This is a genomic window from Streptomyces sp. NBC_00846 (assembly GCF_045207325.1).
Lineage (GTDB): Bacteria > Actinomycetota > Actinomycetes > Streptomycetales > Streptomycetaceae > Streptomyces.
The window spans coordinates 7,464,220-7,489,503 of the sequence record NZ_CP108846.1 but is presented as its reverse complement, the minus strand read 5'-3'; the positions used below and the strand labels follow the sequence as shown (position 1 = coordinate 7,489,503).

Sequence of the window (25,284 nt, the reverse complement as noted above, 5' to 3'; positions counted from 1 at the left end):
GCCTGGGCACCCTTGCGCTCACAACTCCTGCTTCTGCCCATAACCCGTGGTTCTGCTCGTTTTGCTCGCGCTGCGACAACGAATGCGACACGAAGACTGGTCATCGGCGTCGGTGACGTTTACGTTGCGTTCACACAAGGACGAAACGGAGCATCAGGTTCCTGGCCGGGAGCAGAGGTTCCTGGCCGGCGGAAGGCAGAGGTCGAAGCACATGCGGATTCACTGGCCCCGCCGTGTCTTCGCCCAGGTCCTGCTCACCCAGGTGGCCATCACCACCGGCGTGATCATGCTCGTCACCGGACTTTTCCTCGCGCCCCTCAGCCACCAGCTCGACGACCAGGCGATGCGCCAGGCGCTGTCCATCGCCCAGACCGCCGCCGCCGAACCCGGTCTGGTACGCAATCTGACGAGCACCGACCCCAGCCCCTCCGGACCCGTGCAGGCCGAGGCGGAGCGCATGAGGCACGCCACCGGAGCGCTCTACATCGTGGTCATGGACACCCGCGGGGTGCGTTGGTCGCATACCGAGACCGAGCAGATCGGCAAGCATGTCTCGACCGACCCCAGTACGGCGCTGTCCGGCCAGGAGATCATGCAGATCGACAACGGAACCCTGGGCCGCTCGGCACGCGCGAAGGTCCCGCTGCGGAACAGTCGGCACATCATCGTGGGCGCGGTCTCGGTGGGTATCGCCTACGACAGCGTCCACACCCGGCTCCTCGAAGCCATTCCCGGTCTGCTGCGCTACTCCGGAGCGGCGCTCGCCGTGGGTGTACTGGCCGCCCTGGCCGTCTCGCGGCGGCTGCAGCGCGGCACGCACGGGCTCGCGTTCGCCGACATCTCCGCGTTGCTGGACGAGCGGGAGGCCATGCTGCACAGCATCCGCGAGGCCGTTCTCGCCCTCGACGCCCGGGGCGGGATCCGGCTGCTCAACGACGAGGCGCGGCGCCTGCTGGAGCTGGGCCAGGACGCCGTCGGGCGGGCACTCGGCGAGGTGCTGCCGCCCGGTCGTACGACGGAGGTACTGGCGGGACGGGTCGAGGGAGCCAACCTGATCACCGTCTGCAACGGGCGCGTACTCATCGCCAACCGGATGCCCACCGGTGACGGCGGAGCCGTCGTCACCCTGCGCGACCGCACCGAACTGGAGCTTCTCGGCCGTGAACTGGACTCCACGCACGGCCTGCTGGACGCGCTGCGCGCCCAGGACCACGAGCACGCCAACCGGCTGCACACTCTGCTCGGGCTGCTCGAACTCGGGCGGCACGAAGCCGCGGTGGAGTTCGTCGCGGAGGTGACCAGCGGGCATCGGGCGTCGGCGGAGCAGGTCGCCGAGCGCGTCAACGATCCGCTGCTGTCGGCGCTGTTGGTGGGCAAGTCGGCCATCGCGGCGGAGCGCGGCGCGTCCCTGCGCGTCTCGCCGGGCACCCGGCTCCCGGACGTGGTGGTGGACCCGCGCGATCTGGTGACGGTCCTCGGCAACCTCATCGACAACGCGCTGGACGCCGCCTCGCTCATCGAGGTCGAGCTGCTCGCCGAGGGGACGACCGCGGTCCTGCGGGTCAGCGACAACGGTCCCGGGATACCTCCCGGCATGCGCGAGCACATCTTCACCGAGGGCTGGTCCACCAAGGAGTCCCCCGCGCACCGCGGCCGCGGTCTGGGTCTGGCGCTGGTGCGCCGACTGGCCGAGCGCTACGGTGGCGCGGCTCGCGTCACGGCCAGGGCCGGCGGTGGCGCGGTGTTCACCGTCGTTCTGCCCGAGGCACTCGGCGTGCGGCCGCCGACCGAAGTGGGAGAGTTGCGATGATCGATGTCCTGGTGGTGGACGACGATTTCCGTGTCGCCGAGATCAACGCCGAGTATGTGGCCAGGGTTCCCGGCTTCCGCGTCGTCTCGCGTGCGCACACCGCCGCGCAGGCGCTGGCCTTCCTGGAGCGCGAGCGTGTCGATCTGGTCCTTCTCGACCACTATCTTCCGGACGAGACGGGTCTGACCCTGGTACGGCGGCTTCGCCAGCTCGGTCACCCGGCCGATGTGATCATGGTGACCGCGGCCCGTGACGTGTCGACCGTCCGGACCGCGATGCGGTACGGCGCCCTGCAGTACCTGGTCAAACCGTTCAGCTTCACCGGTCTGCGGTCGAAGCTGGAGAGCTACGCGGCCCTGCGCCGCACCCTGGAAGGCGTGGGCGGCGGTCGGGGCGAGGCGGGGCAGGAGCAGGTCGACCAGATCTTCGCCGCGCTTCGCACCGCGGAGTCCGGCCTCGCGGCGGCCCTGCCCAAGGGCCACTCGGCGCCCACGGCCGATGTGATACGCCATGTCCTGTCGGCGGCCGACGAGCCGTTGTCCGCACATGAGGTCGCCGCCCGGGCCGGGCTGAGCCGCTCCACCGCGCAGCGATACCTCAAGTATCTGGAGGGGGCGGGCCGGATCAGCCTCAGTCTCAAGTACGGCGACACCGGCCGGCCCGAACACCGTTACGCGTGGGCGAAGGCGAACTGAGCGCCGTACGGCGGCGCGGCCGCTGCCGGTCTCAGCCGTCCGGCTGCTCCCCCTGGGCGATCTCCACGCTTCGGTGCAGGTCGTGGACACCGGCCCCCACCCCGGCGAGCGAGGCGGCCATCACGCACAGGAGCAGGACACCGACCGCGGCGAGCCTGCGACGGCTGTGCGGCTCGATACCTGCGGCGAACAGGGGCTGACGATCGGACCGCTGCGTTCGCACACCGTTCCTAGCCAGTGTGCATGAGTGAGTCCTGGACCCACTGATGTGTACTGGGCGCATCCCGAACGGTGTTGGATGCACTCGGTCCCCGCTTTCGCGTCCCGTTCGGCGACACGTCTCTGGGGGCGTGGTCCGTTGCGGGTGGGCGGGTTCCGTCACGTCCTCGGGTGCCTGGTGGGGCCTGGGCGGTCCGATGCCCCGCACGATCACTCCGGTCGTGTGGGGGCGGTGCCGTCCGACGCCGGACCGGGTGTCCGAGGGCGCGTCGTCCGATCGCGATGCCGGCGGCATCGTGACGGGACATTCTGCGGTGCGGGGTGGCCAGTGGTTTCTGCCAGTGCTGGGCACCCCACATCGAGGTGTAGGCGGGGTCGACCGCGACGATCGCCAAACCCTGTTCGGCTGCCATGGAGACGAGCCGGGCCTTGAGCTTCCCGGTCGGGATACCGGAGATCAGCTGCCGGAACCGTTTCCTGCGGCCATGTTTCTCGCGGGTCTTCTCGGCGGTGAAGTCGAGGTCTTCGATGGCGATCGCGGTAACACCGGCCTGCTTGGCCCAGTGGAGCAGGCGGGTCAGTGCGTGGCGGATCTGTGCGTCGCGGTGAGCGGTGGTGCCGGACAGGTCGTAGGGGAAGCGGTGCGGGTCGCCGATCGGATTGCCATGCCGGTCGAGGTGGTAGGCGGCGAAATGATCAGCGTTGGTGTCCACGCCGATCACGCCCCGGGAGACGGTCCCGGACCGCCACCCCGCAAGGCCCGGGCGCCACGAAGGGCGCGGCCAGCTCCCGTACACCACCCACTACAACATCCCCTCCCACGAGACCGGACACCTGCTACCCAGTCCAACGAGCACCAGCCGCCAAGGTCACTCATTCGGCCCCAGAACTCCCGTTCCCACCCCATGAAGCCGCCGACAGGACCCACTCCTGCTCACTAACCTCGGGCTTTCATGAGCGGGTCAGTCCAAAGCGTCCGGGGGGCGCGAAGCGTCAGGCGTGAGCGGGTGTGCACGCCGAGCCTTCCTCGCCGGAAGGCTTTCCTTATTACTGCGACTTTGCAAAGATTTCCCCCAGGGAGGGGACTTTCACATGCGCATCAACAAACGCGCGGTCTGCGCCGCGCTCGGTTTACTCTTGCCCGCCACAGGTGTGGCGACTCTGGCCGCGTCCACCGCGCACGCGGCCACGCCTTGTGCCTCCGGTGTATGGACGGCGAAGTACTACGCGAACACCTCGTTCAGCGGTACGCCGAAGAAGACCACCTGCGACACGGCGATCAACGAGAATTACGGCACCGGTGACCCGGCGGGCGTTGCGCTGCCGCGTGACAACTTTGGCGTCCGCTGGACCGTGAGCCGCGACTTCGGTTCCGGCGGGCCGTTCACCTTCTCCGCCGCCGCGCAGGACGGCATCCGGGTCTACCTCGACGGGGTCCGCAAGATCGACCTGTGGTCGAACGTCTCCGCGACGCGCGGCAAGAGCGTCCGCGTGACGATCCCCAAGGGCACCCACACCATCCGTGTCGACTTCGCCGCCTTCACCGGCAGGGCCAACGTGAAGTTCACGTACGCCCCGGTCACCAGCGCGAGCGTCGACAAAGTCAAACCGCTGACGCCCACCGGTCTGAAGGCCGCCTACAGCACCAGCACCCTCAAGACCAGCCTCACCTGGACGAAGAACGTCGAGATGGACCTGGCGGGGTATCGCGTCTACCGCCGCACCGGCACCTCCACCACCTGGACCAGGATCAGCGGCACGGGCCTGGTCACCTCGCCGTCGTACCTCGACACCCCGCCCGCCACCGGCGACGCGTACGGCTACGCCGTCACCGCCGTGGACAAGGCTGGCAACGAGACCGCCCGCTCCGCCGCCCAGACGGTGACCTCGGTGGACAAGACGGGGCCTGCCGCGCCGACCGGCGTCAAGGCGAAGGGCACACCGCCGGCCGTCACGCTGACGTGGCATCCCGACACCACCGACGATAACCCCTACTACCCCGGCTACTGGGTCTACCGGGCCACCTCGCCCACCGGTACCTTCACCCGCCTGGGCTCAGGGGATGTCGTCATTCCGGCTTACACTGACGCGTCTGCCGAGCCAGGCGTCACCTACTGGTACAAGGTGCGCGCGTCCGACCGCCTGGGCAATCTCTCCGCGTTCTCGGCGGCCGTCAGCGCCGCGCGCCCGGCCGCCGGCGCCGATGCCGCTCCCGCTCCCACCGGGGTGACCGCCGACGACTGGTACGACGGCAACACCGTCACCTGGAAGCCGCCCGCGGGAGCCACGCCGACCGGATACCACGTCTACTTCAAGTCCGCCGCGGACCTGGACTGGACGAAGTTGACGTCCACGCCGGTGACTTCCACCAGCCTCCACCACCCCACCGCGCCCACGGGCGTGCTGTCGCAGTACTACGTCACGGCTGTGGACGCCTCCGGAGCCGAGTCCCTCCCGTCGGCCATCGCGTCAGCCACCCGGCTCGACGGGTCCGGCACCGGCCCCTGGCCGACTCCGGAGGGACTGCTGGCCCGTGAGAACACGGGCGGCATCGAACTGTGGTGGGACCCCTTCCAGCCGCCCAACGGCTCCGCCGTCGGCCGGTACGACCACCAGATGCTGTACCGCGCGGCAGGCGAGGGCGGCACTTACGAGCCGGTCGCCCGGCTGTCGCTCTTCGCGACGTACTACGTGGACACCACGGCGCCGCTGAACGTCCCGCTCACCTACAAGCTCGTACGGGTCAACGGCGTCGGCACCGCGTCCGCCCCTGCGTTCGTCAGCAGCATCCGCGACACCCCCGCCGTCCCCGGGGCCCTCACGGCGAGCGACGGCTTCCGTGAGACGCACGTGAGTTGGACCAGCGGCGGCGAAGCCGACCTCAAGGGCTTCAACATTTACCGATCCACCAGCCCCGATGTCCGCGTCGCCCCCGAGTATCGGCTCAACAGCAAGCCACTGAAGGGGCACATCATCGAGGTGTACTCACCGGACACGATCTTCGAGTACAGCGGCCCCGCCCCCGTCCACCTCGTGGACCACTACATCGAGCCCGGCGTCACCTACTACTACGCGATCACCGCAGTGGATATCTACGGCAACGAGTCCGAGCCCGCCACCGGCTCGGCAACGTCCACCGGCTGGGAGTGACAGAACACGGCCGGGCGCCAAGGCGCGCCCGGCCGTACCTGGCTGCACTGAGAGCCACTGACCGCTGGCGGGTGGCAGGTGCCCAGCGGTCATCGGCGCCTACAAGTAGAGCATCCGACGAGCATCGCCCGCCGCGTGAGCGATGCGTGAGCGGACGGCATGGCACGGACCATCCGGAGACGGACGGTGAGATGGGAACTGAGAGGGCAGTAAGTAACGTGCTGCCCGTTTCGCGCTTGCAGCTGGAGCTGTCGGGCTGGTGGTGGCCTCTCCGGGTGACTATGGCCGCGGCTGGGTGAACAACCCCTGCTCGGGCTCGATCAGGATCCCGCGTTCGGCCAGCCGCTTGAGCTTCAGCCGGACGTTGTTGACGTTGCTGGGCGCGATCTCCAGATCCATCGCCTCGCAGACCGCCCGCGCCCGCAGCGGGGCGTCGGCCGCGGCGAACACCGCCATGATCTGCCGGTAGGCCGGATGGTCCGGCAGCTTCGCGGCCGGCGGCGTCGGCGGGGATGGATCAGGCAGAGCCAGCAGCGTCTTGCGGGTGATGCGGACCTCCTCGGCGGCCCGGTCGAACTCCCCAATTGCGCAGTGAGTTCCGCGATGCGTCCCCGTGTAGCCTCGGCCTGCGCGGCGATATCGCGCTCTTGCTCCTCCAGGTGCGCCAGCACCGCTCCCAAGGTCAGCTCGCTGCCGCTCATGCGCCGCGCCAGGTAGGGGTGGAGGTCGCGGTGAGCATCCGGGCCATCCGGTCGCTTATGGCCCAGTACACCCTCGACTCGGCGGAGGCGGGCCGGTGCTCGTAGTCCCGTACCAGCCTGCGGTGCAGCATCATGATCCCGTTCACCTGCTCCACCACCCACCTCTTGGGCTGCGGGACGAACCCGCTGGTTGCCGGGTTGCGCTCGACGACTTCGACGTCGATGCCCACCTTCTGCCCGTGGTCGACGACGGCGGTCTTGAACCCCTGGTCCACCAGGGCCTTCTGCACCGTGTCGGTGTCGGCCGCGACCTTGTCCAGCAATGCGATGCCGGCGGCGTTGTCATGCGCGGACGCGGCCAGCACCACCACCGCGATCACCAGACCGAGAACATCAACTGCCAGGCCGCGTTTGCGGCCTGAGACTTTTTGCCGCGTCCCTTCCGGTGGTGTCGGCGGGCACCCCGGCGGCCGCGTGCAGGCTCTGGGTGTCGAGCACCACCAGGCTCGGGTCGGCCTTGCGCCCCCGGCTCTCGCGGACCTGCCAACGCAGCAGGTCGTGGATGGTCTGGTCGGTGCCGTCGTCGCGCCATTTGTAGAAGTAGTACTTCACCGCTCCGACCGGGGGCAGGTCGTGGGGGAGGTAGTCCCACTGGCAGCCGGTACGGGACTGGTAAAGCAGGGCGTTGACGATCTCCCGCATCTCGTAGGCGCCTTGGTGGCCGCTGACGGAGGGATGCTGAGCCTTCCAGGAAGCGATGACGGGCTCGATCAGGGCCCACCGCTCGTCGGATAAGTCGCTCTTGTAGGGCTGGCGGTCTCTCACGAGGAACACTCCAGCACGACAGGACTCTCCGATCAGCCCCGATACGCCTGTGCCACACGTTCCAGCGACAGCAAACGTGGCATCACGTCACATACCGCCCTCTGAGACGGCATGCCCATCGCGTACCGTCGCTCCGTGCTGGCGCTTTTCGACCTGGACAACACTCTGATAGACCGACGCGGGGGCCTGGAGGACTGGGCGCGGGATTTCGTGCGCTCAAGGCGTCTACTCCCAGAGGCGGAGTCCCACATCTGCGAGCGACTCGCGAGCACGCACCGTGGCTCCACGGCTAAACGTTCATGGCAACGGCACAAAAGCCGTACCCTCCGAATTCGGAATCCACCGCTGATCGTGAGGGCCGTTGAACACGTTGCGCGGCAGCGACACCGCTTCGGGACTGACCGCCTCGACCAGGCGGACGAATATGTCGTCGCTGTGTGGCACGTTCTGACCGGTGGCGGCCTCCAACGCTGCTGTCATCTCCGGCGCCGTAGCCGTCTCAAGCTGCTGGGCGACCCACTCGTGCGACCAAGCCGCGAACGCCAGGTCCTCTCTATGGAGTACACCAACTGCGCTAACCTCGGGCTTTCATGAGCGGGTCAGTCCAAAGCGTGATCAAAGAGGCGAGGAGTGCCTCTGACCTTGGACGATGAGACTTGTCTAGGGTCCTGGTCGTCGTCAAGAAAGCTGCACTCCTCAGATGAAGAAGCGTAGCGGGTCGTACCCGCCTGTCCGTGTCGAGGGCGGTGGCCGCTCGGTGGTCTCGCAGGCCGGGGCGGTGCTGCTGGTCGAGACGGTCCGCAAGTCCGGTCTGGACAAAGCGATATCGGCCGCTTTGGCGCCGTGGCGCAGGCCGCGGGCGGTACACGACCCGGGCAAGGTCCTGCTGGATGTCGCTCTCACGGTGGCTCTGGGCGGGGATTGCCTGGCGGATGTGGCGATGCTGCGGGCCGAGCCCGAGGTGTTCGGCCCGGTGGCCTCCGATCCGACCGTTTCCCGCCTGGTCGGCGCCCTGGCCGCATCCGGACCGAAGGCACTGACCGTGATCCGCTCGGCCCGTGCCGAAGTACGAAAGCGGGTCTGGGAGTTGGCCGGGGCCAATGCTCCGGCCGCCGGTGGGCAGGTGGTCGTGGACATCGACGGAGTCCTGGTCCTCGCGCACTCCGAGAAACAGGACGCCACACCCACCTGGAAGAAAACCTTCGGCCATCATCCGCTGGTCGCGTTCGTCGACCACGGCCAAGCCGGGAAACCAGGTCTGGCTGGAGATCGTCTCCCTCGCGCTCGACCTCCTTGGCTGGATGCCGATGCTCGCCCTGACCGGCGACACGCGCCGCTGGGAGCCCAAAAGACTCCGGCTCCGCCTGTTCTCCGCCGCCGCGCAACTCATCAACACCGGCCGCCGCCACTGGCTCCGCTTCACCACCCGATGGCCCTGGACCAGCGTGATCACCCGGGCAATCGACCGGCTCCAAGCCCTCCCGAACCCCGGCTGACCAGCCACTTCGACCGCCCCGACGACCCGCACCACCACCCCGGGAAAGTGGAACCCGGCGCGCACCCGACGCGACAACCGGGCCATCAGCGTGCCCACTACCAGTCCGAACAGCCGTGACGGCCCGTCGAAGAAACCGACGGAGAGTCACGAAATTTCGAGGCTAAAACTCACTTCAGCTCAGCAAACCGACAGCAGCTCACAACCCCTTGCTGAACGGAGCCGGACTGGTAGCGTTCGCCCATATCGTCCCAGCCGACCGGTGCGCCATCCGATGCGACAAGGGCTGATGCATGAACCGAGACGAGACGAAGAATCCGCATCCCGGCCAACTGCGTGCCGGGGAAACTCCGTTCGAGCCGTCCGCGATGATCCCGTGGGACGCGCCACCCGTAGAGCTGACCCCCGCAGCCGCCGATCTGGTGCGCCGGCTGCGCGCGGTGCACGGTCCGCTGATGTTCCACCAGTCGGGCGGCTGCTGCGACGGCAGTGCGCCCATGTGTTACCAGGCCGGTGGGTTCCGTACCGGCGGCTCGGACGTGCTGCTGGCCTCACTCGATGTCGACGGGGTGACGGAAAGCGTCCCGTTCTGGATGTCGAGGAGCCAGTACAAGGTGTGGGCGCACACCCGGCTGATCGTCGACGTGGTGGAGGGGCGGGGCAGCGGATTCTCCCTGGAGGCTCCGGAAGGGGTGCGGTTCCTGATCCGGTCGCGTCTCGTCGGCGAGGAATAGTCAAGACCTGTGGATCGGCGTGCCATTGCGCTTGCTGATCACCTTCTGATTTCTTCTGGTCGTTCGACGAGCACTGCTCTCCAACTTGCCTCGCGGGCGTTGGCCCTTCGCTGACGCGCCGAGGTCGCTCAACCGGATTGCGCTTCTACGGGTTGCCGCAGAATCGTCCTGAGTTTGGCGGGGTCAGTCCTGCGTGGGTCGCTGAGGTAGATCTCGTGGTGCAGCCCCGCCTCCCGCAGGTTGTTGGCGGGGAGGTACTCGTGGTGCAGCCTGGTCAGGATCGGTGTCTCGTCGTCGTAAGGGCCGATGTGGAGGACCTGGGCGCTGTTGCCCTCGTGCAGCGTCTGTGACCGAACATCCGGAATAGCCGGAAGGTTCTTCTTGGTGAGGGCGGTGTGCTTGGCGTCTTCGATCATGTCACTGGTGATCCAGTCGGGGACGTTGATGAGCAGTCTCCATCGCCAGTTGTCCTTGAGCCCGGCCAGGAAGTCGTCCATGTCGTCCGCCCACCACAGTCCCTCAAGCGGGCCCACGACGAAGTCCTTGCCGAGGTCACCTTTGGTCGCGAACTTAACGGTATAGGCGACCGCGTAGAGCGCCTCGACCGCGCAGCGGTAAGCGGCGCTGGTGTTCGGGTCGCCGTGCCCGTCGATCGCAAGGAAATGGAGCTCGGGGATGTCGACGAGCTCCCAGTCAGTGTTCTTGGGCGAGTAGCACTTCTTGAGCTCGCGCTTGACGTCGTACTTGGTGGTCATGCCGAGGTGCCTTCCTGGTGAGTGATTGTCACGACGGGGCAGCCGGGTTGTTCAGGCTGCGGTGACCTTGGGGCGTTCGACGAGGTGACCGTTCTTGAAGCGGGCGCCGTTGCGGACGAGAGCGACGAGGTGAGGTGCGGTGATCGCGCGCCAGCGGGCTTGGGCGGACTCGGCCAGCTTGAACACCATGGCCAGAGCCGCAGCCGCGCTGTCGGCCCCGCGGGTGACCTTCGTCCTGAGTTTCACGGTGCTGAAAGTGCTTTCGATTGGATTTGTCGTGCGCAGGTGAACCCAGTGCTCGGCGGGGAAGTCGTAGAACGCAAGGAGCTCGTCGATCTCGCCGGTGACCTTCTTCACCGCCTTCGCCCACTTCGCGCCGTAGGCACTCTCGAAGTCGCGGATAGCCTTCTCGGCGTGGTCACGGTCCTCGGCGTTGTAAATCTCTTGGAGGGCCTTCTTTGCGCCGGGCTGGGCCGACTTCGGCAGGGCATTGATCACGTTGCGGGTTTTGTGAACCCAGCACCTTTGATGCCTGGCCTGCGGAAACACCTCCGCGAGGGCCCGCCACATTCCCATCGCACCGTCGCCAACGACGAGTTCGGGATCGGTCATGCCGCGCCGGCGGCAGTCTCGCAGCAGGTCCGCCCAGGACTCGGTCGACTCTCGTAGCCCCTCGGCGAGCGCAATGAGTTCCTTGCTGCCGTCCGCGCGCACACCCATGAGTACCAGGACACAGGAATGTGCCTGGCCGAGACGGACCTTGGGATGGACGCCGTCAGCCCACACGTAGACATAGTCGGATTCCGACAGGTCGCGGGCCTGGAAGGCGGTGTGGTCGTCCTGCCCTTGCTTCGTCAGCCGCGTGATCGTCGCCGGGGAGAGGCCAGCGGCCGAGCCGAGGAACTGCTCCATCGCGGGCACGAAGTCGCCGGAGGACAGTCCGTGCAGGTAGAGAAGGGGCAGGACTTCGCTGATCTTTGGAGACTTCCGGCACCACGGCGCGAGGATCTTCGACGAGAACCGCTTACGTTCGCCCGTCGCCTCGTCCACGCGCCTGTCGTTCACGCGCGGCGCCTTCACAGCAACCGGCCCGGCGGCCGTGGTCACGGTCCGCTCACGGTGGTGCCCGTTACGGACGACCAGGCGGCCGGCCTCGTCACGCTGGCCTGCCAGCTCGGCTATGTACTGGTTGACCTCGGCCTCCAAGGCCGCAGCGAGCATCCGCCGGGCACCCTCGCGGACGATGTCGTCCATCAGGGAGCCAGTCTCGGTGGTCCCGTCCTTGTTGACTACGCTCAGCACGGGCGTGCCCTCCCGACCCGCGGTGCAACGCGGGCCTCCTCGATGACCTTGAGTCGATCACTCGGGAAGGTACGCCCTCCACATCACACGGGGCATCCCACCCGAGGCCGATCCACAAGTCCTGAGCATTGCTCCTCGTCGGCTCGTGACGGGGTGCCGTACAGCGGCGGTTTGCCGGAACGGCAAGAATCCTTGTCGGTGCGGTGGCGATGACTGAATGATCGCGGCATCGGTGGTACCGGCGGGCGGGGCGCTCCCGGCGGGGTGACCCCGCGTCGACGGCCACCGGAGCGCAGCCGGTCACGTCAGCGAGGAGAAACACATGCCGTCCGTCGCTCGCCCCGCCGCCCCGCTGCCGTCAGGGCTTCAGGCTGCTGACGACGTCGGCCGTGGCCGTCAGACCGTTCTGAATGGTCGGCGCCATGCTCGTACCTGCGAGGAAGAACCCGAGCATGGCGCAGACCAGCGCATGCGAGATCTTCAGCCCCCCGTTGCGGAGAAAGATCACCGCAAGGATCAGCAGAAACAGCACCAGTGAGATAGAAATGGCCATGGCCAACCTCCTCCGCCGCGCCGGAATGCGGCATTCGGCCGCCAGTGTGGCGTAGCGGGGAGGCCATCCGGCGGACTGGCGTGTCCGCCATACGGGTGTTGACTGGCTGTCACGCCCCGGACCTCGCGCCCGTCTCCGGTCAGCCGCCGAGCGCAGCGGGCTCGGCCCCGGTGTCCCGGTCATGGGTACGGAGGGAGTGTTCGAGCCCCGCCAGGTCATCGGTGTTCAGGTGGTCGGCTCCGGCGGCCGGCAGCTCGTCCATGCGGCCTCCCGCTCCGGTCCCGCGATGTCGGGAGTGGCCCAGAAGCGGACGCGTTGACCGCTTCGGTGGGCCGTGGTGACGAGCGAGCGCAGTTTGTCCCGCTCGGCCACGGGGAAGGGGCCCGCGCCCAGCCGGCCGAAGTTGTCGCTCCCACTGCTGCTGATGAGCGGAATGAACGACGCGGTGGCCGCGGTCCCGAGGTCGTCGGGCCCGCCGTCGTAGAAGGCGTAGCGGGTGCGCTGGGCCTCCATCGGGATGCGGGCGGCACGATCGCCGGAGATGACGGGCGTGATCGCGCCGGGCCGGACGCGGCCGTGCTGGTACACCGTCAGCACCTGCCGGAACCGCCGGAGCTGCCGGTCGAGTTCGACGTAGGCGGCCGCCCCGTCGGTCTTGATGTCGATCAGCAGCTGGACGGGGTCGTGGTAGCCGGGTCCGGTGTGCCGTGCCCGGTGATTTCCTGCCAGCCGACCGTGCGGTCGCACCAGCGTTCCAGCAGCACCCGGTCGTGGCCGACCGCCAGCAGACCGGCCCCGGACTCGCGTCGGTAGGACTCGACGACCGCGACCAGCGCGGCGGTCGTCGACGCGTCGAGCATCGCCGTCATCTCGTCGCAGATCAGCCAGCGCGGCCGCAGGACCAATGCCCTGGCGAGGCAGGCACGCTGCAACTGACCGTCGCTCACCTCGTGCGGACGCCGGTTCAGCAGTTCGGCGGTGAGGCCGACGGTCGGGGCCAGTTCGGCCACCCGGTCGGTCACCGTCGAGCGCCGGCCAGTGGCGCGCAGGGGCTGGGCGATGAGTTCGCGGAGGCTGAGCCGGGGGTCGGCCGAGAGCCGGGGCTGTTGGAAGACGACGCCGACAGCGGTGCGCTGCGCCCTCGGGGCGCGGTGCCGCCAGCCCCGTACCGGTCGGCCATCCAGTGTGACCGTGCCCGTGTCCGGGCGGTGCAGCAGCGCGGCGACCCTGGCCAGGGTCGATTTACCGCAACCGCTCGGGCCCAGCAGTCCGACGGATTCGCCGGGTTCAACCGTCAGTGAGGCGTCACGGACCACGGGGGCGCGGGGGACGTATCCGGCCGTGATACGGGTGAGTTCAAGCATGGGCGGACTCCTCCGCGGCTGTCCGCACGCCGTGGTGGCAGGCGAGACGGCCGTCGAACGGGGGCGGGACGGAGCACCGGTCGTCGGCGCGGCCGCAACGGGCCGCGAACGCGCAGCCGTCGGGGAGCGCGCCGAGCTCCGGCGGCATTCCGGGGATGGGGACGAAGGCGCGCTCCGGGAGGGCGTCGAGGAGACCGCGGGCGTACGGGTGGCGCGGTCCTGGTTCCCCGAAGAACCGTTCGGCGTCGGCGAGTTCGACGATGCGGCCCGCGTACATCACGGCGACCCGGTCGGCGATCCGCTCGGCCGCCGCCAGGTCGTGGGTGATGATCAGGAGGGCCCTGCCGCCGTCGGTGTGGCGGCGCAGTTCGTCGACGGTCCGCTCGACCAGGTCGCGGTCGAGTCCGGTGGTCGGTTCGTCGGCCAGGAGCAGGGGTGCGTCGCCGATCAGGGCCAGCGCGGTGGCGGCGCGCTGGGCGAGGCCGCCGGAGAGTTCGTGCGGGTACCGGTCCAGGTGGCCGGCCGGGAACGCGGCACGCGCGGCGGCCTTTTCAGCGGCGGCGCGCAGTGCGGGCCTTCGGATGCCGGTCAGTTCGCGGAGGGTCTCCTCCAGTTGGGCGCGCACCGTGCGGACCGGAGTGAGGTGGGCTGCGGGGCTCTGCGGTACGAGTCCGATGCGGCGGCCCCGTACCGTGCGGGCGAGGGTCCGTTCATCGGCGGTGAGCAGATCGGTGCCGTCGTGGAGCAGCGCCGAGCCCGCGGTCCGCGCGTTGCCGGGGAGCAGGCCCAGCAGCGCGGAGGCGAGCACGGACTTGCCGCAGCCGCTCTCGCCGACCAGGGCGAGGCACTCCCCCGCCGCGAGGTCGAAGTGCGCGTCGCTGACGGCCGCGATGTGCCGCCCGCCGCGCATCCTGAAGCGGACGGAGAGCCCACGGACGGAAAGGACCGGGGACCGTGGGTCCTGCGTCCGCGGGTCCAGGCTCTGCGCGTCCAGGTTCCGTGGGTCCGGGACGGTGTTCACAGCATCAGCTCCGATCGGCGGCGCGGGTTGATCCGTTCCCGCCAGGCACCGGCGAGGCCCGCCAGGGCGAGGGTCGGAATGATCAGGAACAGGCCGGGGAAGAGCGTCGGCCACCAGTCCCCGGCGAGCAGCGAACCGCGCGCCGTCTGAATGAGGTTGCCGAGGCTCGCCTGGTGGGTGGGGAGTCCGAGCCCCAGGAAGGAGAGCGCGGACTCGTGCCACATGGCGTGCGGCACCATGAGAACCGCGGCGAGGCCCGCCTGCGGGAGCACCGCGGGCAGCAGATGCCGGACGATGACCCGCCCGCGTGAGGCGCCGCCGGAGATCGCCGCGTCGATGAACGGGCGTGAGCGCAGCGACAGCACTTCGGAGCGGACGATCCGGGCCGTCGAGAGCCAGTGGGTGAGGGCGACGGACACGATCACCGGGCCGACGCCGGGCCGGAACATGGCGACGATGAAGATGCCCAGCAGCAGGTGCGGTACGGACGAGAAGGTGTCCACGAGCCGCATGACGATCCGGTCGGTCCAGCCCCCGAACGCGGCGGCGAGCGCACCCACGGCGGTCCCGATGACGGTGGCGGTGAGCCCGGCGACGATGCCGACGAGCAGCGATACGCGCAGTCCGTACACGCAGCGCAGCAGCAGATCGCGGCCGACGTCGTCGGTGCCGAACGGGTGCTCCCAGGACGGGGGTCGGAGTCTGGCCGCGAGGTCGACGGCCTGCTGGTCGAGCTGGACCAGCGGCGGTACGAGCAGGACCGCGAGCAGCACCGCGGCGACGATTCCGGCGGAGCCGGCCACCCGGATGCGGCGGCTGGTGCGGCGGGTGGATCCGAGGACGAGTTCAGCCATCGAAGCCCACTCTCGGGTCGGCGATCGCGTACAGCAGATCGGAGAGGAGGTTACCGAGGACGACCGCCGCGGTGGCGAGCACGGTGAGCGCCGCGAGCAGTGGGAAGTCGACGGAGGTGGCGGCCTGGACGGTGGCGGCGGCGATGCCGGGCCAGCTGAAGACCGTCTCGACGAGCAGGGCGCCGGTGATGAGTTCGGGGACGCGGGAGCCGATCAGGGTGAGCATCGGCAGCATGCCGGAGCGCAGTGCGTGGCCGAGCAGCACGGTGCGTTCGCGCAGTCCGCGGGCGCGGGCGCCGCGCACCGGATCCTCGTCGAGCGCGTCGGCGACACCCTGGCGTACGTAGAGGAAGAACCACGGGAGCTGGGAGATCCCGAGCACGGACGCGGGGAGCACCAGGTGGTTGGCGACCTGGCCGAAGGTGACGGTATCGCTGGCCGCGTCGGTGAGGCCGCCGGCCGGGAGCACATCGAGTTTCAGGGCGAAGAACCAGATGGCGAGCAGTCCGAGCCAGAAGGCCGGGGCTGCTTCGAGCGTGTACGCGGCGGAGCTGCCGCACCGGTCGAGGAGGCCGCCCGGTCGGCGCGCGGCCAGTACGCCGAGGCCGGTGCCCAGGACGACTGCGACGAGGAAGGCGGTCGCGGCGAGCAGCACGGACCAGCCCAGGCGCTCGCCGATGACATCGGCGACGGGTTGGCGCATCACGCTGGAGTCGCCGAGGTCACCGCTGAGCGCGGCGGTCAGCCAGTCCCACCAGCGGGTCACGAGGGGCTGGTCGACGCCGAGGTTGGCCCGCAGCTGATCGAGGTTCTCCTGCGAGGCGGTGAGACCGGCGGTGCCCGCGTACGCCTTGACGGGGTCGAAGGGGGAAGCGGCGGCGACGGCGAAGACGCCGAACGTCACCGCGGCCAGGACGGGGACGGCGAGCAGCACTCGTCGTCCCGCCATCCTGCCCATCTGCCCCCAGGGAAGGCGGTGGTTCACTTCGTCGGCGTCCAGTCCTCGACGTTCCACCACGGGCCGGATGCCAGGCCGTGGTCGTGCGGTTCCACCTGGGTGGTGAGGGCGCCGAAACGGTCCTTCACGACGTAGAGGTGGTCGATGTGGGTGAGGAAGGTGTATCCGGGGTTCTTCACCAGTTCGCGCTGGACGGTGTCGTAGGCGGCCTTGCGCGCGGTCGTGTCGCCGCTCCTGCGGCCCGCTTCGAGGGCCTGGTCGACGGCCTTGTTGTCGTACCACGCCATGTTGTTGAAGCCGTCGCCCGCGAGCGAGGACTTCAGCAGGGTGTACTGGTCGAAGTCGGGGTCGGCGGGCGATCCGCCGCCCGCGAGGACGGCGTCCTGCTTCATCCGGGGCTCGATGACCTCCCAGGTACCGGCCTCGGTGGTGATGTCGATGCCGGTCTTCTTGGCGTCGGACGCGTAGGCGAGTGCGTGGTCCTGGCGGAGCTTGTCGCCGGTGAGGTACCAGAGGGGAAACGCGGCGCGTACGCCGTCCTTGGTGCGGATGCCGTCCTTGCCGGGCGTCCACCCGGCGTCGTCGAGGATCTTCTTCGCGGCGGTCAGGTCGTGGGTGCGTTCGGTGCCCTTGGTGAACCACTCGCTGTCGGTGGGGACCGGGCCGTAGGCGGGCCTGCCCTCGCCGTTGAGGATGGAGTCGACCATGGTCTCGCGGTCGACGGCGACATCGAGGGCGCGCCGGATCGCGGTGTCGCCGGTGACCTTGTTGTGGGTGGGCAGGGTCACGGTGCGGTAGTCGTACGTCGTGGCGGCGTACGTCCGCATGCCGCTGCCGCGGGCGAAGCCCTTGGCCAGGTTGGGCGGCAGGATCGCGCCGTCGAGCTCACCGGAGCGCAGCCGGGTGGCGCGTATGTCGTCGTCCTTGATGATCGCCATGGTGAATTTCTTCACCTTCGGTGCGCCGCCCCAGTAGTCGGGGTTGGCCCTGAAGCTCAGCTTCTCGCCCTTGGACCACTTGGTGAGGACGTACGGTCCGGTGCCGATGGGGTGAGTGGTGAAGGCGCCGGTGTTGACGTCCTGCCTGCCCGCGACGTGTTCGGGGGCGATGGGCAGGACGGTGCGCTGGGCGAAGGGCGCGTAGGGGTACTTGAGTGTGAAGACCACGGTGTCGTCGCCGGTCGCCGCGACGCTCTTCACCGCGTCGAGTTCGCTCCGGGACGCGTTGTTGGTCTTCTCGTCAAGGATGGTGCGGTAGGTGAAGACGACGTCCTTGGCGCCGAACGGCTTCCCGTCGCTGAACTTCACGCCTTGGCGGAGCCTGTACGTGTACGTCAGTCCGTCGTCGCTCACCTCGGGCAGGGCGGCGGCGAGAGCGGGCCGCAGCTTCATGTGCGCGTCGAGGGCGAGCAGCCCGTCGAAGATCTTGGAGTTGCCGTCCTTGCCGTAGCCCAGCAGCGGGCTGAGGGTGTCGGGCTCGTAGGCGATTCCGACCACCGCCGACTCCCCCGCCCCCGAACCGTAGTCGCTGCCGTCCGAGCCACCCGGTTGTGAGCAGGCTGCCGCGGTCAACGACAGTACGGTCGCCAGTGTCGCGGCGACCGCTCCCCGTATCGATCGGCCCGTCATACTCTGCACATCCCTTATTGAAGATCGACTGTTATTGCGAATCAGTCGCAATTAAACAACAGGTAAAGGGATGCGCGGTACCCCACCGGACGCCGGAACGACGGAGCGGAGGTGCGCCGGCACGCACCTGCGCTCCCAACTACCCCCGCACCACGAGGAGTTCCTTACGGTGCGAGCAGATCGACCAGCTCGGCGATGACCTCGCGATGGCTTCCGGCCGTTCCGTACGCGATCGAGTCGGCCTTGGCGCGCTTGAGGTACAGGTGCGCCGGGTGCTCCCAGGTCATGCCGATGCCGCCGTGCAGCTGAACGCACTCCTCCGCCGCATGCACCGCGACCTTCGAGCAGTACGCCTGCGCGACGGCCACCGCCAACGGCGTGTCGCGGCTGCCGATCGCAAGGGCGTCCGCGGCGTTCCGCGCGGCGGCGCGGGCCGACACGACCTCCAGCCAGAGCTGCGCCATACGGTGCTTGAGGGCCTGGAACGAGCCGACGGGCCGGTTGAACTGGTGCCGTTCGCGGGTGTGCCGGACGGTCTCGGTCAGGCACCACTCGGCGAGTCCGAGCTGCTCGGAGGCGAGCAGTCCGGCGCCCGCCAGCAGGCCCCTGCGCACGGCGAAGACCGCGGACGCACCGTTGGCCAGGCGGGTTCCGGGGGCCTTGGCGAGGGTGACGGTGGCGAGCGGGCGGGTCAGGTCGAGCGGGACGAGGGGCTCGACGGTGACGCCTTCGGCGCCGGTCTCCACCGCGTACAGGCCGTCGGTCGTGGGGACCAGCAGCACGTCGGCCGCGGGCGCGTCGGCGATGCCGGTCATGGTCCCCTCCAGCGCGTCGGCCACGACACCGGCCGGCTGCGCAGCGCCGGGCGACAGGGCGGAGAACGGTACGGCGAGGACCGCGACCTTGCGCCCGGCGGCGAGGTCGCGGAGCAGTTCGGTGACCGGGCCGTCCAGTGCCCCCAGCGCGAGAAGGATCTCGGTGGCGACGACCGCGCTGGTCAGATACGGCGCGGGGGCGACCGCGCGCCCCAGCTCCTCCAGCACCACCGCGGCCTCGCGGTGCCCGGCGCCCTGCCCGCCCAGCTCCTCGGGCACCAGCAGTCCGGCGGCGCCGATGTCGGTGGCGAGGGCCTTCCAGAGCCGCTGGTCGTACGGCGCGTCGGACTCGATGCGGGCGAGCACCGCCGGCGCGTCGCACCGGTCGGCGAGCAGCGAACGCACCGCCGCCCGCAGATCGTCCTCGGCCTGCGAGTACAGCAGATCGGGCGCCTGGGTCTCTTCGGTCGGTGCGGTCATCGGGCCAGGTCCTTCCAGGGGACGTCCTTGTCGTTGCGCGGCTCGGAGGGCAGCCCGAGGACGCGTTCGGCGACGATGTTGAGCAGTACCTCGCTGGTGCCGCCCTCGATGGAGTTGCCCTTGGAGCGCAGATAGCGGTATCCGGCGTCGTGTCCGGTGAAGTCGACGAGTTCCGGGCGGCGCATGGTCCAGTCGCCGTACAACAGGCCATCCTCGCCGAGAAGTTCGACTTCCAGTCCGCTGATCTCCTGGTTGAGCCGGGCGAAGGCGAGCTTCATACCGGAGCCCTCGGGGCCGGGCTGCCCGGCGACGAGCTGCTGGCGCAGCCGGATGCCGGTGAGCCTGGCGACCTCGGCCTCGACCCAGAGGCTCAGCAGGCGCTGGTGCAGGTCGTGGGTGCGCAGATCGGGGCGTGCGCGCCAGGTGCGGGCAACCGGGCCGATCATGCCGCCCTCGCGGGGGATGCGTGCCCCGCCGATGGAGACCCGCTCGTTCATCAGTGTGGTCTGCGCAACCTTCCAGCCCTCACCGACCGGGCCGAGGCGCCTGCTGTCCGGGATGCGTACGCCGGTCAGGAAGACCTCGTTGAACTCGGCCTCGCCGGTGATCTGGCGCAGCGGCCGCACCTCGACGCCGGGATCCGTCATGTCGCAGATGAAGTAACTGATGCCGCGGTGCTTGGGCTGGTCCGGGTCGGTGCGGGCGATGAGGATCGCCCAGCGGGCCAGATGGGCGCTGGACGTCCAGACCTTCTGTCCGTCGACCACCCAGTCCTCGCCGGCACGGACGGCGCGGGTGCCGAGCGCGGCGAGGTCCGAGCCGGCGCCCGGTTCGCTGAAGAGCTGGCACCAGACTTCTTCGCCGACCCACAGCGGTCGCAGGAAGCGCTGCTTCTGCTCGTCGGTGCCGTAGCCGAGGATGGTGGGCGCGGCCATGCCGAGGCCGATGCCGATCCGGCGCGGGTCGTTGTCGGGGGCGCCCGCGGCGACGAGTTCGGCGTCGACGACGGACTGCAGGGAGCGCGGCGCGTCGAGGCCGCCGAGGCCGGCCGGGTAGTGCACCCAGGCGAGTCCGGCGTCGAAGCGGGCCTTGAGGAATTCGGTGCGGTCGGTGGTGGCCGGGGGGTGTGCGGCGAGCAGCTCCTGGGTACGGCGGCGGAGTTCGGCCGCGTCGGGGGTCGTCATCGGGTGGCTCCTGACGGGAGGACGACGATCCGGCCGGTGCTGGTGCCGTCCGCGACCCGCTGGACGGCCACCGCGGCCTGGTCCAGCCCGACACGCTCGCTGATCAGCGGCTTGATGACCCCTTCGGCCGCGAGGCGGGTGAGTTCCTCGTGGCAGGCGTGGACGGCGGCCGGATCCTGGGTGTTGTACAGACCCCAGTGGAGTCCGACGATCGAGTAGTTCTTGACGAGGGCGTGGTTCAGCGCCGGGGTGGGGATGACTCCGCTCGCGAAGCCGACGACGATCACCCGGCCCTCGAAGGCGACGCACTTCACGGACTTGGCGTAGGCGTCGCCGCCGACGGGGTCGTACACCACGTCGGCGCCGCGCCCGCCGGTCGCTTCCTTCACTGCGGCGACGATGTCCTCGCTCCGGCGGTCGATGACCAGGTCGCAGCCGAGCGCGCCGGCGATCTTCGCCTTCTCGGGGCCTCCCACGACGCCGATGACACTCGCTCCGGCGGCCTTGCCGAGCTGGACGGCCGCGCTGCCGACCCCACCGGCCGCCGCATGGACCAGGAGCGTTTCGCCCGTCTGGAGACGTGCCCTGCGGTGCAGACCGAACCAGCCGGTCTGGTAGCCGATGTGGAGGGCGGCGGCCTCGGCGTCGTCCAGGGCTTCCGGGGCGGGCAGCAGGGACGCCTCGTCCGCGACGACGTACTCGGCGAATCCGCCGTTCGGCAGGGCGGGCGTGGCGAGCACCCTGCGGCCGTCCGGCGTCCGGCCGCAGATCTCCACCCCGGGCGTGAACGGCAGCGGGGGCCGCATCTGGTACTGGCCGCGGCAGAGCAGCGCGTCGGGGAAGTTGATGTCCGCCGCGAGTACCTCGATGAGCACCTGCCCGGCGCCGCTCGTGGGCCGGTCGGTCTCTTCGAGCCGCATCACCTCGTTCGGCTCGCCGTTCCGGTGCACTCGCCATGCCTGCATGAGAGACCTCCACAACACTGTCGGCATTACCACTGCTGCGGCGCATACTAAGCGGTTGCTTGCTTCTCTGGGAACAACCGGCCGCTGCCGGTTTCGGCCGGAGGCGGGCATGACCGCGCCCGGTCCGGCCCGAAGCGCTTCGGGCCGGACCGGGCGTGTTCGAGCCGGGTGGCCGGCACGTCCCCGGCGTGGTCGTGCGGCCGGACGTCAGTCCTGGCCGGCCACCACCACTTCGGCGATCTGCGGCGCCGCCGACCCCGCGCGCCAGACCAGTCGCACCGCGTCGGCGATACGGCCTGCGGCAGGCACCTCGGCGTACGGGCCGGCGAGCGCGCCGACCGTCTGCCACGTTCCGTCGGTGCCGCGCAGCTGGATGTCGGCACGCCCGGCGGACCCGGCCGGCTGCAGGACGGTGACGGACCGCACGGGGCGCGCGGCGGCGAGCCCCACCTCCAGCGCCTCCCCGGCCTCCGGAGCGCGGGCCGCCCGGTAGACGGTGCCCGGGTCCCCGTCGAACGCCGCCCGCAGCAAGGATCCGGCCGCGGCGGGCGGGCCTCCGGTAACCGCGCCCTCCTCGGCCGGGACGCTGAACTCCCGTACGACGAGCCAGTTGTCCTGGCCGGCCGTCGCCCGTGCCCGCACATAGCGGGCCTTCGTTCCGGCGGGCGCGGTCGCGGTGACGTCCGGCTTTCCGGAGAAGGCGGTCAACTGCTGCCAGTTCTGCCCGTCGGAGGAGTATTCGAGCACGCCTTGATGGAGGTAGTCGTCGGTGCTGCCGGGCTTGGCCATGGCGAGGGTGATCTCGCCGATGTCCCGGACCCGGCCCAGGTCCACGGTGACCTGGTCGCTCGCGGCGGGCGCGCGGTCGCTCCAGAAGTAGGTGGAGTCGTCGCCGTCCAGCATCCGCGCGACCGTGTTGCTCTGATACGTGCCCAGGCTCGTCGTCGCCGAGGGCCGGCCGCTCACGCCGAGGATCCGGTCGTGTTCGGCGCTCGCCGCGTCTATGAACCGGTCCAGCACGCCGTCGCCGACGAGGACCGGCACCTTGCGGCCGTCCAGACCCGTGTAGGCGAAGGCCTTCGCCGCGGCGACCTGTGCGGGCAGCTGCTGCCGCAGCTCCCAGGCCTGCGCGCCCTTTCCGGCGCGGGCCGCCTCGACCATGCGCAGGGCGGTACGGGCGGCGGCGGCCCAGGACTCGGTGGCGTCCAGCCAGGGGCCGGAGTCGGCGATGAAGCCGCGGTCCGGAAGGCTGCCGCGCAACCGTCCGGGTGCGGAGCCGAGCGCGCCGAGCACCGAAGTGAGCCGCGCGGCGTCGCCGGACTCCCAGTAGCGGGCGAACTCGGCCGCCAGCTCGGGCGCCTGGTCCTTGTTGAGGGCGGAGCTGTAGTTGACGTCGGCGAAGGCCCGCAGCGCCTTCTCGGTGCGGGGGTCGCCGCCCGCGTACTCCTTCAGCCCCTCGCCCCATGAGGTGCGCGGGTCGTACGCGGCGTCGTTCCAGGCGTAATCGGAAACGGTGTGGAGCGCGATCTTCGAGGCGTACGGCTGGATCATCGGGTTGGCGGTGATCCCGGCCAGCTTGCCGGGCAGGCCCTTCTCCCGTCCGTTGAACGGGCCGAGCAGCAGCCGGTTGGTCGCGTAGTCGTTGACCGGGTAGTTGTCCCACGTCAGGATCGGGTGGTTGAAGACCGTGCGGGCGGCCTCGGCCTGCGCGACGGTCATGGTCGGTGCGACGACGCCGACACCGGTCCATTCGACCAGGACACCGGGGTCGAGCTGCTCGGCCAGCGCCTTCTTGTACGGCGACGCGGAGACGTTGTAGTACTCGGTGGGGACCATCTGGAGCGGCTGGGCGCCCGGGTGGGTGGCGATGAACTCCTTGTTGACCCGGTTGAGCAGATAGGCCTGCGCCGCGCCCGCCGCACCCCCGCCGGTCCCCCACTTCGCCTTGTCCTCGGCGCAGTTCCAGTCGGTGTAGCTGATGTCGTCGAGCGGAATGGCGAAGGTCCGTACGCCGATGTCCCAGATCGTCTGGAACTTGTCCACCAGGGCCCTGGCGTCGGCGTCCGAGCTGTAGCAGACGGAGAGGCCGGGCGAGAGCGCGTACGTGAACTCCACGTGCCGTTCGACGGCCCGGTCGGTGAGCTCCTTGATCCGGGCCAGCTGGTCGGCGGGGTAGGCGTCGCGCCACTTCGCCCGGAGATACGCGTCGTCCTTCGGCGAGTACACGTAGATGTTCATCTTGTGCTCGCCGTAGTAGTCGAGCTGGTCGAGCCGGGCCTCGTGCGACCACGGGGTGCCGTAGAAGCCCTCGATGACGCCGCGCAGTGCGGTGCCGGGCCAGTCGCGTACGGCGAGTCCGGCGACGTCGGCCCCAGGATGCTTCACCTGCGGCAGAACCTGACGCAGGGTCTGTGCGGCGTAGTACGTGCCGGTGGTGTCCTTGCCGGCGAGGACGATGCGGTCGGCGCCGATGCCGAGCACATAGCCCTCGGCGGGCAGCCCGGACGGGCCGTCGAGGTGCTGGGCGGCGAGCGCGGCGGAGTCACCGACGTGGACGGTGAGCCCGCTCCTGCCGGGTTTGTCGCTGCGTACGATGCGCTGTGCACCGGCCCGGCGCAGGGCGGTCTCCACCACCTCGAGGGACGGCTCGTCGGCGGTTGCGCCCGCCAACACGGTGACGGTGGGGCTGATGGTGATCCGGTCGGGCCGGTTCCGCACGGACTGCGGGGTCGGCGCGATGGCGGGGGTCCGCTGCCCCGCCACGGACTTCGCCGGTGCGGCGGTCCCGGGGCCGTCGGCTGCCTGGGCGGGCGGCACCGCGGCCAGCAGACCGCCGGCCAGCAGGGTCGCCGCCGTACCGAGTGCGGTGAAACGGAATGGGCGAGGCGTCACAGGTCCTCCATTGATCACTCAAGTCACCGGAGTCACACAACACAACGACACTGAATTCAACACCGTGTCGCTTGCATGTCAATGGTCTGGACAACATCAACACCTGGACCTGCAGCTTTGCCCTGCGTGGCCTACTTTCAGCGGGCGAAGAGTTCGAACGTGATGGCGGGGCGACCCCCGAACCGGTCGGCCGCGGACTGCGCGTGTCCGGTCAGGAAGGTACGGCAGTACACCTCGGGGTTCTCCTCCGTCAGCCCTTCGATGTACGTACGGTGCGCCAGCAGCGATTCCACGGACCGCTCCAGTCCGGGCGTCGCGTCCACGGCGTGGGTGGGGGTGGCCGACCCCGCCACCGCGACCCATCGCACCCCGTTCCACGGCGGGAGCCCCGCCCCGGTCAGCTCCGGGAAGATCCAGCGGTTTCCCGCGTCGGCCGCGGCATCCAGGGCGGCACGGCCGACCGCCCGGTGATCAGGGGAGTTCCAGGCGATGCCGCCCCAGGTGTCGCGGTGGTTGAGCGTGATGACCAGTTCGGGACGGTGCCTGCGGATGGCCGCGGCGATATCGCGGCGCAGCGGGATTCCGTACTCGATCACTCCGTCGCGGTGATCCAGGAACTCCACGGTGGTGACGCCGACGACCGCCGCGCTCGTCCGCTGTTCCCGCTCGCGCAGTGGTGCGCATTCCTCCGGGGAGAGCGAGTCGATGCCCGCCTCGCCCCGGGTGGCGAGGAGGTAGGTGACCTCGCGCCCGCCATCGGTCCAGTCCGCGATCGCCGCCGCGCAGCCGTACTCCAGGTCGTCAGGGTGCGCGACCACGGCGAGGGCACGTCGCCAGTCCGCGGGCATGGGCGTCAGCTGCTCCGTCATGCCGGCAGGTTACGA

At 69.7% G+C, this 25,284-nt stretch carries 20 protein-coding genes and 4 pseudogenes; 5 read left to right on the top strand and 19 right to left on the bottom strand.

The features are described from left to right. Positions 1–211 precede the first annotated feature (211 nt). On the top strand, positions 212–1,810 hold the full coding sequence (locus OG936_RS34440) for an ATP-binding protein (protein ID WP_406499762.1): 1,599 nt from the start codon (positions 212–214) through the stop codon (positions 1,808–1,810). Beyond that, positions 1,807–2,505, top strand: coding sequence for a response regulator (locus tag OG936_RS34435; RefSeq protein ID WP_406499761.1), 699 nt, complete (start codon positions 1,807–1,809; stop codon positions 2,503–2,505). The genes OG936_RS34440 and OG936_RS34435 overlap by 4 nt, the downstream gene beginning before the upstream one ends. A 31-nt stretch (positions 2,506–2,536) precedes the next feature. Here OG936_RS34435 and OG936_RS34430 read toward each other — a convergent pair whose 3' ends face one another. Together OG936_RS34430 and OG936_RS34425 are read right to left on the bottom strand one after the other, a co-directional pair. Beyond that, on the bottom strand, positions 2,537–2,728 hold the full coding sequence (locus tag OG936_RS34430) for a hypothetical protein (RefSeq protein ID WP_406499760.1): 192 nt from the start codon (positions 2,726–2,728) through the stop codon (positions 2,537–2,539). 7 nt (positions 2,729–2,735) lie between these two features. Continuing rightward, a pseudogene (locus OG936_RS34425) lies at positions 2,736–3,527 on the bottom strand (IS200/IS605 family accessory protein TnpB-related protein); the annotation flags it as partial. A gap of 289 nt (positions 3,528–3,816) precedes the next feature. Here OG936_RS34425 and OG936_RS34420 point away from each other — a divergent pair. Continuing rightward, the gene (locus OG936_RS34420) at positions 3,817–5,874 is read left to right on the top strand and encodes a PA14 domain-containing protein (protein WP_406499759.1); all 2,058 of its coding nucleotides are present in this window, start codon (positions 3,817–3,819) and stop codon (positions 5,872–5,874) included. A 279-nt stretch (positions 5,875–6,153) separates the two neighbouring features. On the opposite strand, the gene OG936_RS34415 is transcribed toward OG936_RS34420, so the two are convergent. The 3 genes and pseudogenes from OG936_RS34415 to OG936_RS34405 all read right to left on the bottom strand — a co-directional run bounded on the left by OG936_RS34415 (position 6,154) and on the right by OG936_RS34405 (position 7,880). Then, the gene (locus OG936_RS34415; protein WP_406499758.1) at positions 6,154–6,330 is read right to left on the bottom strand and encodes a hypothetical protein; all 177 of its coding nucleotides are present in this window, start codon (positions 6,328–6,330) and stop codon (positions 6,154–6,156) included. 241 nt (positions 6,331–6,571) lie between these two features. Further along, positions 6,572–7,400, bottom strand: a pseudogene (locus tag OG936_RS34410) (IS5 family transposase). Positions 7,401–7,697: 297 nt separating this feature from the next. Then, positions 7,698–7,880, bottom strand: a complete 183-nt coding sequence (locus tag OG936_RS34405; protein WP_266751052.1) for a hypothetical protein — start codon at positions 7,878–7,880, stop codon at positions 7,698–7,700. Between the two features lie 220 nt (positions 7,881–8,100). Between OG936_RS34405 and OG936_RS34400 the strand changes: the two are divergent. Beyond that, positions 8,101–8,896: pseudogene (locus OG936_RS34400) on the top strand (transposase). A gap of 367 nt (positions 8,897–9,263) precedes the next feature. Then, on the top strand, positions 9,264–9,629 hold the full coding sequence (locus tag OG936_RS34395) for a DUF779 domain-containing protein (protein ID WP_266752643.1): 366 nt from the start codon (positions 9,264–9,266) through the stop codon (positions 9,627–9,629). Positions 9,630–9,757: 128 nt separating this feature from the next. On the opposite strand, the gene OG936_RS34390 is transcribed toward OG936_RS34395, so the two are convergent. From OG936_RS34390 to OG936_RS34325, 14 genes and pseudogenes are all read right to left on the bottom strand, one after another. Continuing rightward, positions 9,758–10,384: a GyrI-like domain-containing protein gene (locus tag OG936_RS34390; RefSeq protein WP_406499757.1), complete on the bottom strand. Its 627-nt coding sequence runs from the start codon at positions 10,382–10,384 to the stop codon at positions 9,758–9,760. Positions 10,385–10,435: 51 nt separating this feature from the next. Beyond that, positions 10,436–11,686, bottom strand: coding sequence for an IS256 family transposase (locus tag OG936_RS34385; protein ID WP_406499756.1), 1,251 nt, complete (start codon positions 11,684–11,686; stop codon positions 10,436–10,438). A gap of 358 nt (positions 11,687–12,044) precedes the next feature. Next, positions 12,045–12,239, bottom strand: coding sequence for a hypothetical protein (locus OG936_RS34380; RefSeq protein ID WP_406499755.1), 195 nt, complete (start codon positions 12,237–12,239; stop codon positions 12,045–12,047). Positions 12,240–12,378: 139 nt separating this feature from the next. Then, positions 12,379–12,977 (bottom strand): annotated as a pseudogene (locus tag OG936_RS34375) (hypothetical protein); the annotation flags it as partial. After that, positions 12,905–13,603 carry an ABC transporter ATP-binding protein gene (locus OG936_RS34370; RefSeq protein WP_406499754.1) on the bottom strand — a complete coding sequence of 233 codons (699 nt, stop codon included), beginning with the start codon at positions 13,601–13,603 and terminating at the stop codon, positions 12,905–12,907. The gene OG936_RS34370 and the pseudogene OG936_RS34375, both read right to left, overlap by 73 nt. Then, positions 13,596–14,513, bottom strand: a complete 918-nt coding sequence (locus tag OG936_RS34365) for an ABC transporter ATP-binding protein (protein WP_406500730.1) — start codon at positions 14,511–14,513, stop codon at positions 13,596–13,598. Before OG936_RS34365 ends, OG936_RS34370 begins: the two co-directional genes overlap by 8 nt. 107 nt (positions 14,514–14,620) lie before the next feature. Next, a complete protein-coding gene (locus tag OG936_RS34360) occupies positions 14,621–15,478 on the bottom strand; it encodes an ABC transporter permease (protein ID WP_383755040.1) in 858 nt (285 codons plus the stop codon). After that, positions 15,471–16,436: an ABC transporter permease gene (locus OG936_RS34355; protein WP_406500728.1), complete on the bottom strand. Its 966-nt coding sequence runs from the start codon at positions 16,434–16,436 to the stop codon at positions 15,471–15,473. The genes OG936_RS34360 and OG936_RS34355 overlap by 8 nt, the downstream gene beginning before the upstream one ends. Positions 16,437–16,459: 23 nt before the next feature. After that, positions 16,460–18,064 (bottom strand): ABC transporter substrate-binding protein, encoded by a 1,605-nt coding sequence (locus OG936_RS34350; RefSeq protein WP_406499753.1) that lies wholly within the window; start codon positions 18,062–18,064, stop codon positions 16,460–16,462. Positions 18,065–18,228: 164 nt separating this feature from the next. Beyond that, positions 18,229–19,359, bottom strand: coding sequence for an acyl-CoA dehydrogenase family protein (locus OG936_RS34345; RefSeq protein ID WP_406499752.1), 1,131 nt, complete (start codon positions 19,357–19,359; stop codon positions 18,229–18,231). Beyond that, complete coding sequence (locus OG936_RS34340; RefSeq protein ID WP_406499751.1) at positions 19,356–20,543, bottom strand: acyl-CoA dehydrogenase family protein; 1,188 nt, start codon at positions 20,541–20,543, stop codon at positions 19,356–19,358. Before OG936_RS34340 ends, OG936_RS34345 begins: the two co-directional genes overlap by 4 nt. Then, positions 20,540–21,508 carry an NADPH:quinone oxidoreductase family protein gene (locus OG936_RS34335; RefSeq protein WP_406499750.1) on the bottom strand — a complete coding sequence of 323 codons (969 nt, stop codon included), beginning with the start codon at positions 21,506–21,508 and terminating at the stop codon, positions 20,540–20,542. Before OG936_RS34335 ends, OG936_RS34340 begins: the two co-directional genes overlap by 4 nt. Before the next feature lie 207 nt (positions 21,509–21,715). Beyond that, on the bottom strand, positions 21,716–24,400 hold the full coding sequence (locus OG936_RS34330; RefSeq protein ID WP_406499749.1) for a beta-N-acetylglucosaminidase domain-containing protein: 2,685 nt from the start codon (positions 24,398–24,400) through the stop codon (positions 21,716–21,718). A 137-nt stretch (positions 24,401–24,537) separates the two neighbouring features. Continuing rightward, a complete protein-coding gene (locus OG936_RS34325; RefSeq protein WP_406499748.1) occupies positions 24,538–25,269 on the bottom strand; it encodes a PIG-L deacetylase family protein in 732 nt (243 codons plus the stop codon). Positions 25,270–25,284: the final 15 nt, after the last annotated feature.